The sequence below is a fragment of the Acinetobacter sp. AOR34_HL genome, from assembly GCF_027854795.1.
In the GTDB taxonomy this organism is placed as follows: domain Bacteria; phylum Pseudomonadota; class Gammaproteobacteria; order Pseudomonadales; family Moraxellaceae; genus Acinetobacter; species Acinetobacter junii.
In genome coordinates this window covers 50,372-65,076 of sequence record NZ_JAKTID010000036.1, presented here as the reverse complement: position 1 = coordinate 65,076, position 14,705 = coordinate 50,372, and the positions used below count along the sequence as shown (strand labels likewise).

Genomic DNA, 14,705 nt, shown 5'->3' with positions numbered 1-14,705 from the left:
AGGGATAATTAATTATCCCTTATCTTTTTTATGGTTTTTATTATAAGATGTATTGCAAATACATTTTATAAGGTGTATTTTAAATATATCTTATAAAATGATAGTCCAGAGAGATCACTCATGACTCCACAGCAAATTGAACTCGTAAAAGCAACTGTTCCTGTCTTACGTGAAAATGGTGTCGCATTAACAGGTTATTTCTATAATCGTATGTTAGGAAATAATCCTGCGCTCAAAGAAACCTTTAACATGGGTCATCAACGCAGTGGTGCTCAAGCTCAAGCACTCGCAGGAGCTGTTTTAGCGTACGCAGAAAATATTGAAGATCCATCTGTGCTTTTGCCTGTGGTGGAACTGATCGCTCATAAACATGTCAGCCTCAATATCCAAGCGCCTGATTACAGTATTGTGGGTGAAAATTTATTACATTCGATCAGTGAAGTACTGAATATCTCAATGGAAGATCCTTTGATTGCGGCATGGGCTGCCGCTTATGGACAACTAGCGGATTTGTTTATCAGCACTGAAAAAGCGATCTACGACCAACATCAACAAACTAAAGGCAGTTGGTTAGGGTGGCGTAATTTTAAAATCGCTAAAAAAGTGGTTGAAAGTGACGAAATTACGTCGTTTTATTTAGCACCTGTCGATGGCGGTGATTTACCAAACTACGAAGCTGGCCAATATATTTCAGTACGTGTTTTTGTCCCAGAACTCAATTTGAGACAACCTCGTCAATACACTTTATCAACAAGTCCACAAGCAGACTATTTACGTATTTCAGTGAAACGTGAAGATGCGAAAGGTGAGCTTGCCGAAGGCTGGGTATCAAATACATTACATAGTTTAGCGGAAGGTTCTGAAATCGAAGTTTCTGCTCCTACAGGTAACTTTTATCTGATAGATAGTAAAAAACGTAATGTATTTATCAGTGGTGGTGTAGGTTTAACCCCAATGATTGCTATGCTGAATCAATTGGTTACTTTAGATATGCCACAACCAGTAACGTTTATACATGCATGTCGTAGCAGTCAAGTTCATGCTATGAAACAACATATTCATGATCTTAAAGCTAAATTCCCTCGTCTAAGCACATTTACGGCGTATGAATTTCCACATGATGGGGATGTATTCGGTGTGGATTATGAAGCAGCTGGTCGTTTAGATTTAGCATCTATGGATGCAGCACTATTGCCAACAACTGCTGATTATTATTTATGTGGTCCGATGCCATTTATGGCTGAACAACACAAAGCACTTGTTGCACGAGGCATTCCTGCTGAAAATATTCATAGCGAAGCATTTGGCACAGGTGGTGTAAAACTTAGCTAATTAATGCTGCGTTTTGTATAAGGCTAGCCTATGATAGACTAGCCTTTTCTATTTATCGCAATAGATTGAGTGAAACAATGCAACTCAATAAATTTACAGATTATGCACTCAGAATCCTGATGTATGTCGCCCGCCCGAGAGAGATACCCTACACTATTGCTGATATTGCAAAAGATTTGCATGTTTCACAAAACCACCTCGTTAAAATTGTACATTTCATGGGTAAACAACAATGGATTGTTACTACACGAGGCAAAGGCGGTGGAATTCGATTAAATCCGTCAGCACGGACACTTCGACTTGGTGAAATTGTCCGTGTTTTACAAGGTCATCAGCAAATTGTGGAATGCAATACCCCCCCTTGCGTCTTGCGCTCTCAATGTGGTCTGAAAGGCATTCTTGATCAAGCACTTGAAAGCTTTTATCAAAGCTTAGATCAATATACTTTGGGTGAAGTGGTTCAACACGGCATACTCCCATCTTCCACTCGATCAGATATTACATTCTTAGAACTGATCCAAAAAGCTTAGATTTAGGATGAAGATTCGCACGAATCCAATACATCCTTTATAATGCTTATTGCTATTCAAATTCAAAAGTAAGCTTCTATGCACCGTAGTGAAAAATCGAAAGACACCAAAGCTAGACTCGCACCTAAAGAAAAAATCAGTTATGAGAAAAAGACTGATCCTGCATTAACCGCTTATGCAGTACAGTCTTTGAATTGGTTACGCCAAGCTGAATTTTTAATGAGTGCACCAAAACTTGCTTTGTGCGTTGAAGATACAGGCTATGAGATTGCATTTGCGGGTCGTTCAAATGCGGGAAAATCGAGTGCGATTAATGCCTTAACTAATAAAAAGCAATTGGCACGTGCTTCAAAAAGACCAGGTCGTACCCAAATGATCAACTTTTTTAGCTTGGGTAATCCTGATCAACGTTTGGTAGACTTACCTGGTTATGGCTATGCCGCCGTACCAGAAGCAATGAAAATTGTTTGGCAAAAAGAACTTGAAAATTATTTGATTCATCGCAAAAGCTTACAAGGCCTAGTTTTATTGATGGATATCCGCCATCCTTTACAACACTTTGATTTAATGATGTTGGAATGGGCGCATTCTCGTCATTTGTTTGTTCATATTCTTCTCACTAAAGCGGATAAACTGAATCGAGGTCCAGCAAATAAAACTTTGCTCGACGTTAGACAACAATTGAAAAAAATGAAGCTCGACTTCTCAATACAACTATTCTCTTCTCTTAACCGTATTGGTCTAGAGGAGTTAGCGAGTGTTATGGGTGGTCGTTTAAATTACACACTTGATCAAACGGTGGAATTTGACCTCGATCAAATCCCAGAAACATCAGAAACTGACGATAAAGAATAAATTATGCATTTCATGCAACTTGATGCATAAAATAATTTTTAATTGTCCTGAATTGCTAAACACAAACACTAGGTAGTTTTCATATACTGCTTAGTGTTGGTTCATTGCACTATCGATTAGGACTAAAGATGAAATTACTATCATTTGTGAAGAACAAAGTTCTTGGTTCTTCGATTGACTATAAAATTCTCCCTCGAAAAGTAAAATTTGATTGGGAAAAAACCCCTGTAGATTGGATTCCAAATCAACCTTTTGCTAGCTATTTTATTAACGAAATTAATAATATTTTGCCTGCTGGTGAGTTCTGGTTTTGTCGTTTGTACAACAAAGTACTTCCTGAAATCACTGATGAAAAATTAAAAGAAGATGTACAAGCTTTTATTCGTCAAGAAGCGATGCATGCTGTTGCTCATACTTCTGCGAATAAAGAATATCTCAGCCAACGCAATATCGATATTCAACGCAACTTAGACATCATGGATTTCTTATTTACCAAAGCTTTAGCTGATAAGCCTTTTGGTAAAGAAGTTCCTAAAATATTAGATCATCAATGGGATTTATTCCGTCTAGGTGTGATTGCAACAGTTGAGCATATGACGTGTGTTCTTGGTAAATACGCACTCTACAACAAACGTTGGGAAGAGCTTGGCGCTGACCCTGAGATGATCGATTTAATTAAATGGCATGGTTCTGAAGAAATCGAGCACCGTACCGTAGCATTTGATCTTTATCGTCATTTAGGTGGTAGCTATATTGCACGTTACTACCTCAGCGTTGCGGTAATCGTTCTGGTACTTGGTTTGTGGGTAGATGGTGCTGCTCACATCATGAGCCAAGACCCTCGTTTTGCAGATAAAAAATCAAGTATATTCAAACCTTGGATATGGTTGGAATGGTATAAGATTGGTCGTAAAGACAATCAAATTCTTCCAAATCCAATCTGGTTAGTATCACAACAAATTGATTATTTGATGCCTTGGTATGATCCTGTGAAAGAAGGAAGTACCCAAGATGCAGTGAATTATTTAAATAATTCACCTGCTGCTAAGCGTGCACTACAACATGCTGCATAATAAGTGAAGAGAAAAAAAAAGCAGGAGTTTTCTCCTGCTTTTTTTATGTTCGTACAACTCGATTAACTTGACTCTATTTCCGTTTGCTTTGCATAACGATCGACAACCACACTGATCATCATATCTCCCTGTACATTAACTACCGTTCGAACGGTATCTAGCAACCGATCTATCGGCAGTAAAATTGCAATCGCTTCCGCAGGTAAACCAACTGATTGCAACACCATTATCATCGTTACCATGCCTGCACTTGGAATCCCTGGCGCACCTAATGATGCAATCATTGCGGTGAGACAGACGATAAACTGTTGGGTTAGGCTTAAATCCAAACCCATCAAATTGGCAATAAAAAGTGCAGCTGCAGCCTCATAAAGTGCGGTACCGTCCATATTTAACTGTGTACCCAAAGGAATTACAAAGCCTGTCGTTTGCGGCCTTACCCCTAAATTCTCTTGTGCGCAACGCATACTCAGTGGCATGGTCGCAGAACTAGAGCTTGTTGCAAATGCCGTTACCAATGCAGCTCGCGCACCTCTGAAGAACGTCAGTGGGTTCATTTTTCCAAAAATCCAAAGCAGTGTAGGCAAAACTACTAAACCATGAAAAATCGTTGTTCCAGTCACCACAAATGCAAACTCAGCAAGACGACTTAATACAGATAAATCCTCAGTCGCAATCAACTTCGCCAATAATGCAAAAATCCCAAGCGGCGCGAGTTTCATTACCCAACTGACAAGCATCATCATCATTTCAAAGAATTGTTGGCTGAGTTGACGAACTGTATTAAAACGCTCACCACCTTTAACGAGAGCAACGCCTAAGAAAAGTGCGAAAACTACAACGGCGAGTACATTCCCTTCACTAAATGCTTTGAAAGGATTGATTAAGGTATTTTGAATAAAATTAGTAAGAAAACTAGAAGGTGTAAGCGTATCAGGCGTTTGATGATTTTGCATTGCTGACTGAAAAAGTGTGATATTAATGCCCTTACCAACATCAAAAAGATGTGCACAGCCAATTCCTAAGATCAGTGCAAGCGTTGTAGTGGTCACACAACTCAAGGCGGTAATCTTCCAAACTCGACCGAACTCACCTCCAGCTTGTAAATTTGAAACCCCTACAACGATAGAACTAAATATCAAAGGGATCAGCAACATCTTTAACAAACCAATAAAAATGCTACTTAAAATACCTAAAACATATAACGTTGTTTGAGCAAAATCAGCCTGAGGATAGCTAGTCAATAAAAGTCCTAACCCTACTCCAGCGATAGCTGCAATTAAAATTTGGGTATTTAAATTCATTGTGAGTATTAAAAATGAATGCAGTACAGCTACTATGGCATGCTCAAATCTAAGAATCGAGCAATTTTTTGTCACAAGCTTATGACAAAAAAGCCATCATTATGATGGCTTTAATACGATTTCATGCAGAATAATTTCACATTATTGCGTTTCTATTTCTCTGAGCCGAATCAAACCTTCTTGTACTGTACTACAGACTAATTGTCCGTTTTGCCACATTTTCCCAAAGTTCAAGCCACGTGAACTTGCACTAATCGTTGCCTCCATGTCATACAACATCCAATCATCTGCACGCAGAGGACGATGGAAATAAATCGTATGATCAATACTGGCACATTGTAGATTTGGAGAAATCCAAGACAGACCATGAGGACGCAATGCTGTTGTCATCAAGGTAAAGTCAGAATAAAACGCAACAATCGCTTGATGAAGTGAAATTTCATCAATGTTCGATGGGATTCGATCATGAGTACGAATATAGTGTGCGTAAAAAGGAGCTTCCGGCTGAGGTTGAAACGGATTCATAGGCTGAATCGGTTTAATTTCAACATGACGTTCACGCATAAAACTGGCGCGAACATTTTCAGGCACGAAATTCAACATACTTTCTTTCAGTTCTTTTTCTGATTTCAGTGCTTCTGGAGCAGGATATTCAGGCTCTTTATGTTGATAGTTCAAACCTTCTTCAGGATTGGCAAAAGATACCATCGCAGAAAAAATTGTACGCCCATGTTGAATTGCTCGCACTTGACGACTTGCAAAACTTTTTCCATCACGCAATGGATCAACTTCATAAATAATGGGTGCATTTACATCCCCACCATATAAAAAGTAAGCATGCAACGAATGTGCAGGACGATCAGTAGTATACGAAGCAGCTCTTAATGCTTGACCAAGGACCTGTCCACCGAATACTCGTTTACCAACCAAATTGCGGCTGTTACCCCGAAAGATATGATCTTCTATTCTTTCTAAGGTCAAAAGTTCAACGAGTTCTTGAGTCAAAGCATTCATGTAATAACCTTCCAACATCAATCAGGAGAGATCAACGAATTGTTATATTAGTTGATGATTTTGATTGTGCCACAAATTCCAATAAAGATGCTCAGGATAAAATGATTTGTCCGTCACATTAATCCTTATTTATAACCGCTAAAAATACGATTTTTAACGATAAAATCTACCAAATACGCTATATTTTGTCAGAAAATAGCATATCGTTTTATGTAAGAATATCGCAGAATGTCGTGTTCATCATGGCTATATGTCAGGATTATTATTTAGGAGTCTGTAATGTCCAAGACTGGATTTGGTCAAATGTATCGTCAACTTTCGAGTAAGTTACTTGACCTTGTGGTTACCCCACATGTTCTTGGTGAAGTTCCTACAGAATCCACCAAAACAGAGCAGAATACAACCGATTCAAATAAAATTGTATGCTATGTTTTACAAAACTATTCACGTAGTAATGCGCTTGTTGTCGATGGTGAAACCCGTCGCCTTCATCTGAAACCTGCACTAGATCCATTGAGTTTTGGATCATATCAGGAAAAGAACTCAGTATTATTCCTTCATCATAACGAAAATAATTACTTTAATACTCAAACTTTTCCTAGCAAACTTTTACATCTTATTGAAGCACTCGAAAAACATCCTGAAACTGAAATAGAACTCGTGCCAGTTACGGTATTATGGGGACGTGCGCCTGATAAAGAAGATTCTTGGTTCAAATTACTATTTTCAGATACTTGGGCAACACCGGGTACTGTTAAACAACTTATGAATATCGGCTTACATGGTCGCCAGTCTTATTTGGAATTCCATGAGCCTCAATCATTGAGAGAGTTGGTAGATTATGCCAAGACCAACCACCCAAATCTCTCTCCTGCAACATATATCGCAAGCTCTTTAGATACTTATTTAGATCAGCAACGCGAAGTTGTTTTGGGTCCTGACTTGTCGGATCGTCGTAACGTCATGCAGTCAGTGGTCAAATCACGTGATGTTCAAGATGCAATCCGTCGTGAAAGTATTCAACACAAAATCAGTATGCTCGAAGCTGAACGACGTGCTATCGGATACGTTAATGAAATCGTATCCGACTACTCAGCTTCAGCCGTTCGTTTTGCAGATATGGCATTAACGCGTTTGTGGACACAACTTTATGACGGTGTTGAAGTTCATAACTTCAGTACAGTTCGTGAACTCGCAAAAGACTATGAAATCATTTACACACCGTGTCACCGCAGTCATATCGACTACTTATTATTGTCATACGTGATTTATAAACGTGGCTTGATGATCCCGTATATTGCTGCTGGCGACAACCTCAATCTTCCATTTGTAGGTCAATTACTTCGTGGCGGTGGTGCATTCTTTATTCGTCGTTCTTTCCGCGGTAATGCACTATATACATCTGTATTTAAAGAATATCTTTACAGCATTTTGTCGCGCAACACCCCGATTGAATACTTTATTGAAGGTGGACGTTCACGAACGGGACGCCTATTGCCACCTAAAACAGGTATGTTAGCCATGACGATTCATGGTCATCTACGTGGACGTGCCAAACCAATTGTATTCGTGCCAACCTATATCGGTTACGAACGCTTGATGGAAGGTTCAACTTACGTTGGCGAGATGCAAGGTAAGCCTAAAGAAGCAGAATCTATTTTTGGTATCTTAAAAACCTTACGCAAAATCGAACGTATTTTTGGTAAGGTACATGTGAATTTTGGTGAGCCTGTTTTCTTAGATGATATTTTGAAGCAGCATCAAGCAGAAAATATCCAAATCGAGAAAAATGATGCACCTATTCCAGCTGAAATTTCGAAAGTCGTTTCTAGCTCAGCAAATCTAATCTTAGAAAATATTAACCGTGCGGTTGTCATTAACCCTGTTTCATTATTATCTCTGATCTTATTGGCAACGCCGAAGCATACGCTTGATGAAGAAATTTGTGCTAAGCAACTTGATATTTATCGTGATTTAGCGACTCAACATCCTTATGATGAACGCACTCAAGTGACTTCATTATCTGGCAAAGAAATTATTGCCTATGGCTTGAAATTAAAACTGATCAAACGTGTTCACCATGTGCTTGGTGATATTATCGCGATCGAAGACAATCAAGCGGTATTGTTGACTTACTTCCGTAATAACATTTTGCATGCCTTTGTTTTACCTTCACTTGTTGCATCTTTAGTGGAACACAACGGAAAGATCAATAAATTAGATTTAAGTAATGTAATTCGTACTTTGTATCCATTCTTAAAAGCTGAATTGTTTATGAAGTGGCAAGCTTCTGAGTTGCAACAACATATCGACAGCTATGTAAATGCTTTGGTTCAAATTGGTTTAATTTTCCAAGACCATGACGGTAATTTATTTAGCCCTACTCCAAACAGTGAAGAGCACCAAAAATTACTGACCTTGGCAATGCCAGTAAAACAAAGTCTTGAACGTTATTATATGACGTTGGCACTGATCACTCAGCGAGGCTCAGGCAACATTTCAACCAAACAAGTTGAGGAGTTAAGCCACTTATTAGGTCAGCGCTTATCTGTGTTATATGAATTCAATTCACCAGAATTCTTTGATAAGGCCTTATTCCAAAGCTTTATTAAAGTTCTGACTCAGCAAAACTATATTCGCAACAACGAGCAAGGCTTCATCGAATATGATGATAACTTTAGTGAAATGGCTGCAGGTGCTCAGTTAGTTCTAGATGAAACCACTTTACAGATGCTGCAACATATTACTACGTTTAGTGATGAAGAATTAGCTACTGCTTTGGAAGCAATGGCTTCTCAGCAAGCGAAACGCCGTCTAAAACGTAAGAAATCATAATCTCAACGTTCATCTCGAAATACAAAAGCCAAATCTAAGATTTGGCTTTTTTATCTTTCTCATTTGCGACATTCAAGATATTTTGGGTCATCGATACATCGAAGTCGTTTAATCAATTCTACAAAAAAAGCATCGTAGTATCCTTGTTCAACATATCGATTACGGATTTTCGCAACTAATGCTTCATAACCTTGTTTCTCAAAGTCTGAAATATCTGCCCAGTAATAAGCAGGCAAGTGATTTTCCGATTGAATCGCCTGTGCGGCCAATACATTACTATTTTTGACAAACCATGTACGAACATGATGCCCAAAATTTGCAGGATATGATTTTGGTTTAATCACAATATTCATTGCAAAATAAGCAACTGGGAAATTCACAACCTGTGTCGCTTCACCAAACTCTTTCTTGAGATTGTAGGGTAAAATTCCATAAGCAGGCGCCGCTAGAATATCAATCTTATGCTGTTTAAATAAATCAATTGCATTAGAAAAATCAACATAAGTCGCTTTAGCAGCAACACTTTGTACTAAAGCTTGTTGTGGTGGGTTATCTTCTAGAATCCCTATGCGCTTGTTTTTGAGTTGGGATACTTTACTGATCTGTTGAGTATTCATGATCATATATGCCGTTCCGATCGGAATCATACCAACCACTTCATACTTCGAACTGATCATTCTTTTTTCAACATTCGGATTATTCATAAGTTGCAAAAACATTCGTGCAACACGATTATTCGAAATTAAGCCAATTCCACCAGTGCTTCCCATAAATGAGTTGTAGCGGTAGGTATTAAAGTTTGATGCGATTAAACCTGTACATTTATTTTGCTCAAAAGCCTGAATCGCATCTTTTTCAATTTTAAAATAGCTGAATTTTAATTGAACTTGGCTTTGCATATCTTGCAAACGACGACTGATATCGCCTTTAGAACTCAAAGGCTCAAAAACACACCAAACCTGCTCACCAGCCCAGCTTGTTGTTCCCATAAATAACAGCAAAATTAAATAAATTATTTTTCTCATATACAACCTTCAATGCCTCACTGCAAACTACGTGCAAACTTAGGCAGTTCCTTAACGGAATGTGTTGGTAATTATCAATCAAGATTCATACCAACTTTTCAATCATGATCGCAGTTTAATCTAATTATTTTTCATTAATATGTACGAACAGCGCGGCTTCATAGTCATTAAAGCAAATCAAATGGTCAAATTCAAAACCAGTTTTAGCAATTCGAGTCGCATAAATACGCTTTCCAGTGTGCTGTTCAGACTCCAATTTCAATGCTGTCAAACCTAATTTTCGCTGAAACCAAAGCAAAATTTCATGCATCGCAATAGGTCTATTATTACTGAGAATATAACTTGATTCAGGACTTTCCAAAGTCGCCAACAAAGCTAAAAAACGAGCTAAATCATTTATATGAATACGGTTACTAAAGTGAATCGTCGGATAGCTCTGTGTACGCTGGGCAAGCTTTTTTAAACGCTCAACGGATACACCATAAATACCTGTTGGACGAACAATCACAGCCTGTTGTGGATAGTAGGATTGCCATAATAACTCCATTTTTCGTAATAGCTCTCCTTGTTCATCTATTGGACGTATATCAGACTCATCATCCACAAGCTCTCCTGAGTTTTCACCATAAACGCGTGTTGAAGAGACGATAATGATCCGTTTGACAGGATGATGTTGTAAAGCTTTAGCAATTGGTTCCACACTATCGACATAGGTATGTTGATAAGCATCAATTCCACTTTCACTTGGTGAAAGAATCACATATACCACATCGATTGGTTCAAATTCACTTAAATCAAGATGATGAGCATCTTGAATATGGTGTGTTGCGTAATGATCTGTTTTTTCAGTACGGCTAATTGTGCTAATGTGGTGACCTTGCTCAAATAAGTGTTTAGCGACACGCTGAGATGTTTTACCATAACCAATAAATAAAATATGCATACCGATCCTTGACCAAAAAATGACTTCAGTCCAGCAATTACAAGGCGTTGGTGCTGCCGCAGCAAGCCTACTAGAAAAGCTCCATATTTTTAGCACGGATGATCTACTGTTTCATCTTCCGCGTGACTATGAAGATCGTAGCACTATTATTCCAATGAATCAGCTGGTTGTTGGACGTAGTTATTTGCTTGAGGGGGAAGTTAAATCTATTGATTTCCCACCAGGAAAAAAGAAATCCTTTGCTGCGTTGCTACAAGATGATTTTGGCAAAGTCACCTTACGTTTTTATCATATTTATAAAGGTTTAACGGATCGTATAAAACCAGGTGCACGTTTAAGAATCTTTGGTGAAGTGCGTGTCGGTGCACGAGGCTTAGAGCTTTATCATCCTGAAATACAAGTCATTCAACGACATACCGCATTACCCAAAACTCAGTTAACAGCGATATATCCAAGCACGGAAGGTCTAACACAACCTAAGTTGCGTGAATATGTTCGCCAAGCACTAGAACATCATAGCGATGCTTTACCTGAATTACTGCCCGCCAAATACAGTAATGGCTACGAATTAAAAGAAGCTCTGCACTATATTCACGAACCACCGATTGATGCCAATATGGTACAACTCAATCAAGGCTCACATCCTGCACAGCAACGATTGATTTTTGAAGAACTGGTCGCGCATCAAATCAGCTTACTTACACGTCGTGCTTATATTCGACAAATAGCAGCACCTCGCTTTAGCAGCAGCAAAGTTTTAGCAAAGCGCCTTTTAGATGCCCTGCCTTTCCAGATGACCAACGCACAAAAAAGGGTTTCTAAAGAAATTCTACATGATCTGAAGCAAGATCAACCCATGCTGCGTTTAGTTCAAGGAGATGTGGGTGCAGGTAAGACATTGGTTGCAGCCGTTGCAGCATGCCATGCTTTAGAAGCTGAATGGCAAGTGGCGCTGATGGCACCCACCGAAATCTTGGCTGAACAACACTATTTAAATTTCAAACGTTGGTTTGAGCCTTTAGGCATAAAAGTAGCTTGGCTTTCAGGTAAACAGAAAGGTAAAGCACGAACATTAGCAGAGCAGGAAATTAAAGAAGGTCACTCACAACTCGTTGTCGGAACGCATGCCCTATTCCAAGACAATGTAGAATTCTCGAAGTTGGGCTTAGTGATTATTGATGAACAACACCGCTTTGGGGTAGATCAACGACTTGCATTACGTAATAAAGGCGTTGATCAATTTACACCACATCAATTAGTGATGACAGCGACCCCTATTCCACGCACACTCGCAATGAGTGCTTATGGTGATTTAGATACCTCAATCATTGACGAGCTACCACCTGGACGAACCCCGATTCAAACTGTCACGATTCCTCTGGATCGTCGAGAAGAGGTCTTACAACGTATCGCCAGTAACTGTCGTGAAGGTAAACAAGCCTACTGGGTTTGCACTTTAGTTGAACAATCTGAAACCTTGGATGCCCAAGCAGCAGAAGCAACTTTTCAAGAAATTAAAGAACGCTTCCCTGATCTAAATGTGGGATTAGTACACGGCAAAATGAAAGCTGATGAAAAGCAAGCTGTCATGCAAGCCTTTAAAGACAACCAGTCACAACTTTTGATTGCCACCACAGTGATTGAAGTGGGTGTCGATGTGCCCAATGCATCCATTATGGTGATTGAAAATGCGGAACGACTTGGACTTTCTCAATTACATCAGTTACGTGGTCGAGTTGGTCGCGGTGCAACAGCTAGTTTTTGTGCCCTACTCTACAAAACGCCACTATCACAAAATGGACAAGAACGTCTTTCCATCTTGCGTGAAAGCAACGATGGCTTTGTGATCGCTGAAAAAGATTTGGAAATACGTGGTCCAGGTGAATTACTAGGTACCAAGCAAACTGGTGATATGGGGTTTCGTGTCGCACGCTTAGAACGTGATGACCATTTGCTCACCCAAGCACATTATGTTGCTGAACAATTACTCAAAGATTATCCACAACATGCTGAAGGACTATTAAAACGCTGGCTACCTGAAGCACCTCGATACGCTTATGTTTAAATTATTGAGCCGAGGAGCACAACAAGTTGCTGATTATTTCACAGCATGTCACTTATGCGATATTGGTGTCAGAGCACACCATGGTGTTTGTCAAAGTTGCTGGCAACAATTACCATGGTTAAAACATAAAATCGAACGACATCAGCAAGATATACTTGTTGCCTGTCATTATGAATATCCGATCAGCCAACTCATTCAACAATTTAAATACGAGCAACAGTTACATCATCTTCGATTACTTAGCGGACTATTACTGGAACTTAAGCTGCCAAAAGTACATGCCATCGTACCAATGCCTATTTCAAATGATCGACTGATGGAAAGAGGTTTCAATCAATCACTTTTAATCGCTAAGGAACTGAGCAAAGTATTGAATATTCCAGTATGGCAGCCCGTGCAACGACTAGCCCAACATTCTCAAAAAGGTTTAAGCCGCTTAGAGCGATTGGAAAATATAGAAGATCAATTTGTCGCTAAAACACATCTTCAATTGATTTATAGAAAAGTGCTGATTATTGATGATGTCGTGACCACAGGCAGCTCTATCAATGCCCTCAGTCAAGTATTAAAACAGTTGGGGTGCCAACATATATACTCAGCCTGTTTAGCCGCTGGTGGTGTTAAACAGGCAAATCATGATGTTATTGTTTAAGACACCAAGGAATGACAACCTCGGTAGTTAATGGTGCAAGCAAAATAGACTCTTCATGCAAATCAATCCATTTCATTTCCGCGATTTCAGCCGCAATTTCAGGTTGTTGATGGAGTTCGACAACAAACAGATGGCTAATTAATTGATGATCAGGTTCATTTGCTGTTGCTGTCTCATATCGCCCCAAATACTGCTTGATGTCACAAGTAGACCCAATCTCTTCTAAAATTTCGCGCTGAATTGCTATTTCAGGCGCTTCATTGGGTTCAAGCTTTCCGCCAACTTGCATAAACACACGCGTGTTCTTTTTTCTTACCAATAACAACTCATTTTTGTCATTCATGATAATGGCAGCAGCGACAGTGATTGTTTTCAAAGGTTATCCTCAAGCTTGAATTTCATTGCGAGACGTCCATTTCGGAACTGCGGGTTGATATTTCTGAAATGCTGCTAAAATATCATGAATATTATCAGACACAATCAAGGTATCTACAAATCGAGCTTGGCTAAAACCATGCTCAACTGAAGTTTGTAACATTTTAATCAGATCATCATAAAAGCCATTAATATTTAAAAATGCACAAGGCTTTTGGTGAATCCCTAATTGATTCCATGTCCACTGCTCGAAAATTTCTTCCAAAGTCCCTGCACCGCCAGGTAATGCAATAAAACCATCTGCCAATTCAGCCATCTTGGTTTTTCGTTCATGCATATCTTTCACAACATATAGTTCGCTAAGTTCAGCATGCGCAAGCTCACGATCAACCAAAGCTTCAGGAATAACACCAATCACTTTGCCACCTGCTTCAAGCGCACTATTGGCAACCACACCCATTAAGCCAGAACGACCACCACCATAAACAAGGGTCAAACCTTGTTCAGCAATTATTTGACCTGTTGCTTGAGTGATTTGTTCATAAACCACATCATTACCGAGAGAAGAACCGCAAAAAACACATATAGAATTCATACAATTAAAACCGTTTTATATAACTGTCATGCTGATAAAGTAGGCTATGAAACAAGATTTTTGACAAAATAGCGTTTAGGCAAGTGTTTTTAGTTCAATCCTTGTCT

General features: G+C 39.1%; 13 protein-coding genes. 7 read left to right on the top strand and 6 right to left on the bottom strand.

Annotated elements, in window-relative coordinates:
• The first annotated feature begins 120 nt into the window (after positions 1 to 120).
• The 4 genes from hmpA (at position 121) to MKL32_RS05820 (ending at position 3,790) form a co-directional block, all read left to right on the top strand.
• Positions 121 to 1,332 carry an NO-inducible flavohemoprotein gene (gene hmpA, locus MKL32_RS05835; protein WP_112987450.1) on the top strand — a complete coding sequence of 404 codons (1,212 nt, stop codon included), beginning with the start codon at positions 121 to 123 and terminating at the stop codon, positions 1,330 to 1,332.
• Positions 1,333 to 1,409: 77 nt separating this feature from the next.
• Positions 1,410 to 1,862, top strand: coding sequence for an RrF2 family transcriptional regulator (locus tag MKL32_RS05830; protein ID WP_004909386.1), 453 nt, complete (start codon positions 1,410 to 1,412; stop codon positions 1,860 to 1,862).
• A 78-nt stretch (positions 1,863 to 1,940) separates the two neighbouring features.
• Positions 1,941 to 2,717 (top strand): ribosome biogenesis GTP-binding protein YihA/YsxC, encoded by a 777-nt coding sequence (yihA, locus tag MKL32_RS05825; protein WP_004909388.1) that lies wholly within the window; start codon positions 1,941 to 1,943, stop codon positions 2,715 to 2,717.
• 128 nt (positions 2,718 to 2,845) lie between these two features.
• Positions 2,846 to 3,790: a metal-dependent hydrolase gene (locus MKL32_RS05820; protein WP_004909391.1), complete on the top strand. Its 945-nt coding sequence runs from the start codon at positions 2,846 to 2,848 to the stop codon at positions 3,788 to 3,790.
• 62 nt (positions 3,791 to 3,852) lie between these two features.
• Here the strand turns inward: MKL32_RS05820 and MKL32_RS05815 are convergent, their stop codons facing one another.
• Entirely contained in the window at positions 3,853 to 5,094 is a 1,242-nt protein-coding gene (locus tag MKL32_RS05815) for a dicarboxylate/amino acid:cation symporter (RefSeq protein ID WP_004909393.1), read from the bottom strand.
• A gap of 141 nt (positions 5,095 to 5,235) precedes the next feature.
• On the bottom strand, positions 5,236 to 6,108 hold the full coding sequence (locus MKL32_RS05810) for an acyl-CoA thioesterase (protein WP_004909395.1): 873 nt from the start codon (positions 6,106 to 6,108) through the stop codon (positions 5,236 to 5,238).
• A gap of 279 nt (positions 6,109 to 6,387) precedes the next feature.
• Here MKL32_RS05810 and plsB point away from each other — a divergent pair, with 279 nt between their 5' ends.
• Positions 6,388 to 8,943 carry a glycerol-3-phosphate 1-O-acyltransferase PlsB gene (gene plsB / locus MKL32_RS05805; protein WP_270900299.1) on the top strand — a complete coding sequence of 852 codons (2,556 nt, stop codon included), beginning with the start codon at positions 6,388 to 6,390 and terminating at the stop codon, positions 8,941 to 8,943.
• 59 nt (positions 8,944 to 9,002) lie between these two features.
• Here the strand turns inward: plsB and MKL32_RS05800 are convergent, their stop codons facing one another.
• Complete coding sequence (locus tag MKL32_RS05800; RefSeq protein ID WP_151711279.1) at positions 9,003 to 9,968, bottom strand: putative solute-binding protein; 966 nt, start codon at positions 9,966 to 9,968, stop codon at positions 9,003 to 9,005.
• 124 nt (positions 9,969 to 10,092) lie between these two features.
• A complete protein-coding gene (locus tag MKL32_RS05795; RefSeq protein ID WP_151816762.1) occupies positions 10,093 to 10,911 on the bottom strand; it encodes an NAD-dependent epimerase/dehydratase family protein in 819 nt (272 codons plus the stop codon).
• 19 nt (positions 10,912 to 10,930) lie between these two features.
• Between MKL32_RS05795 and recG the strand changes: the two genes are divergently transcribed.
• Both recG and MKL32_RS05785 read left to right on the top strand, forming a co-directional pair.
• Positions 10,931 to 12,976, top strand: coding sequence for an ATP-dependent DNA helicase RecG (gene recG, locus MKL32_RS05790; RefSeq protein WP_004964361.1), 2,046 nt, complete (start codon positions 10,931 to 10,933; stop codon positions 12,974 to 12,976).
• Positions 12,969 to 13,628, top strand: coding sequence for a ComF family protein (locus MKL32_RS05785; RefSeq protein ID WP_204379089.1), 660 nt, complete (start codon positions 12,969 to 12,971; stop codon positions 13,626 to 13,628). The genes recG and MKL32_RS05785 overlap by 8 nt, the downstream gene beginning before the upstream one ends.
• Here MKL32_RS05785 and MKL32_RS05780 read toward each other — a convergent pair.
• Positions 13,618 to 14,004, bottom strand: coding sequence for an NUDIX hydrolase (locus MKL32_RS05780; protein WP_005403262.1), 387 nt, complete (start codon positions 14,002 to 14,004; stop codon positions 13,618 to 13,620). The genes MKL32_RS05785 and MKL32_RS05780 overlap by 11 nt on opposite strands.
• 9 nt (positions 14,005 to 14,013) lie before the next feature.
• Entirely contained in the window at positions 14,014 to 14,598 is a 585-nt protein-coding gene (locus MKL32_RS05775; protein WP_004964372.1) for a TIGR00730 family Rossman fold protein, read from the bottom strand.
• Between the last annotated feature and the right edge of the window lie 107 nt (positions 14,599 to 14,705).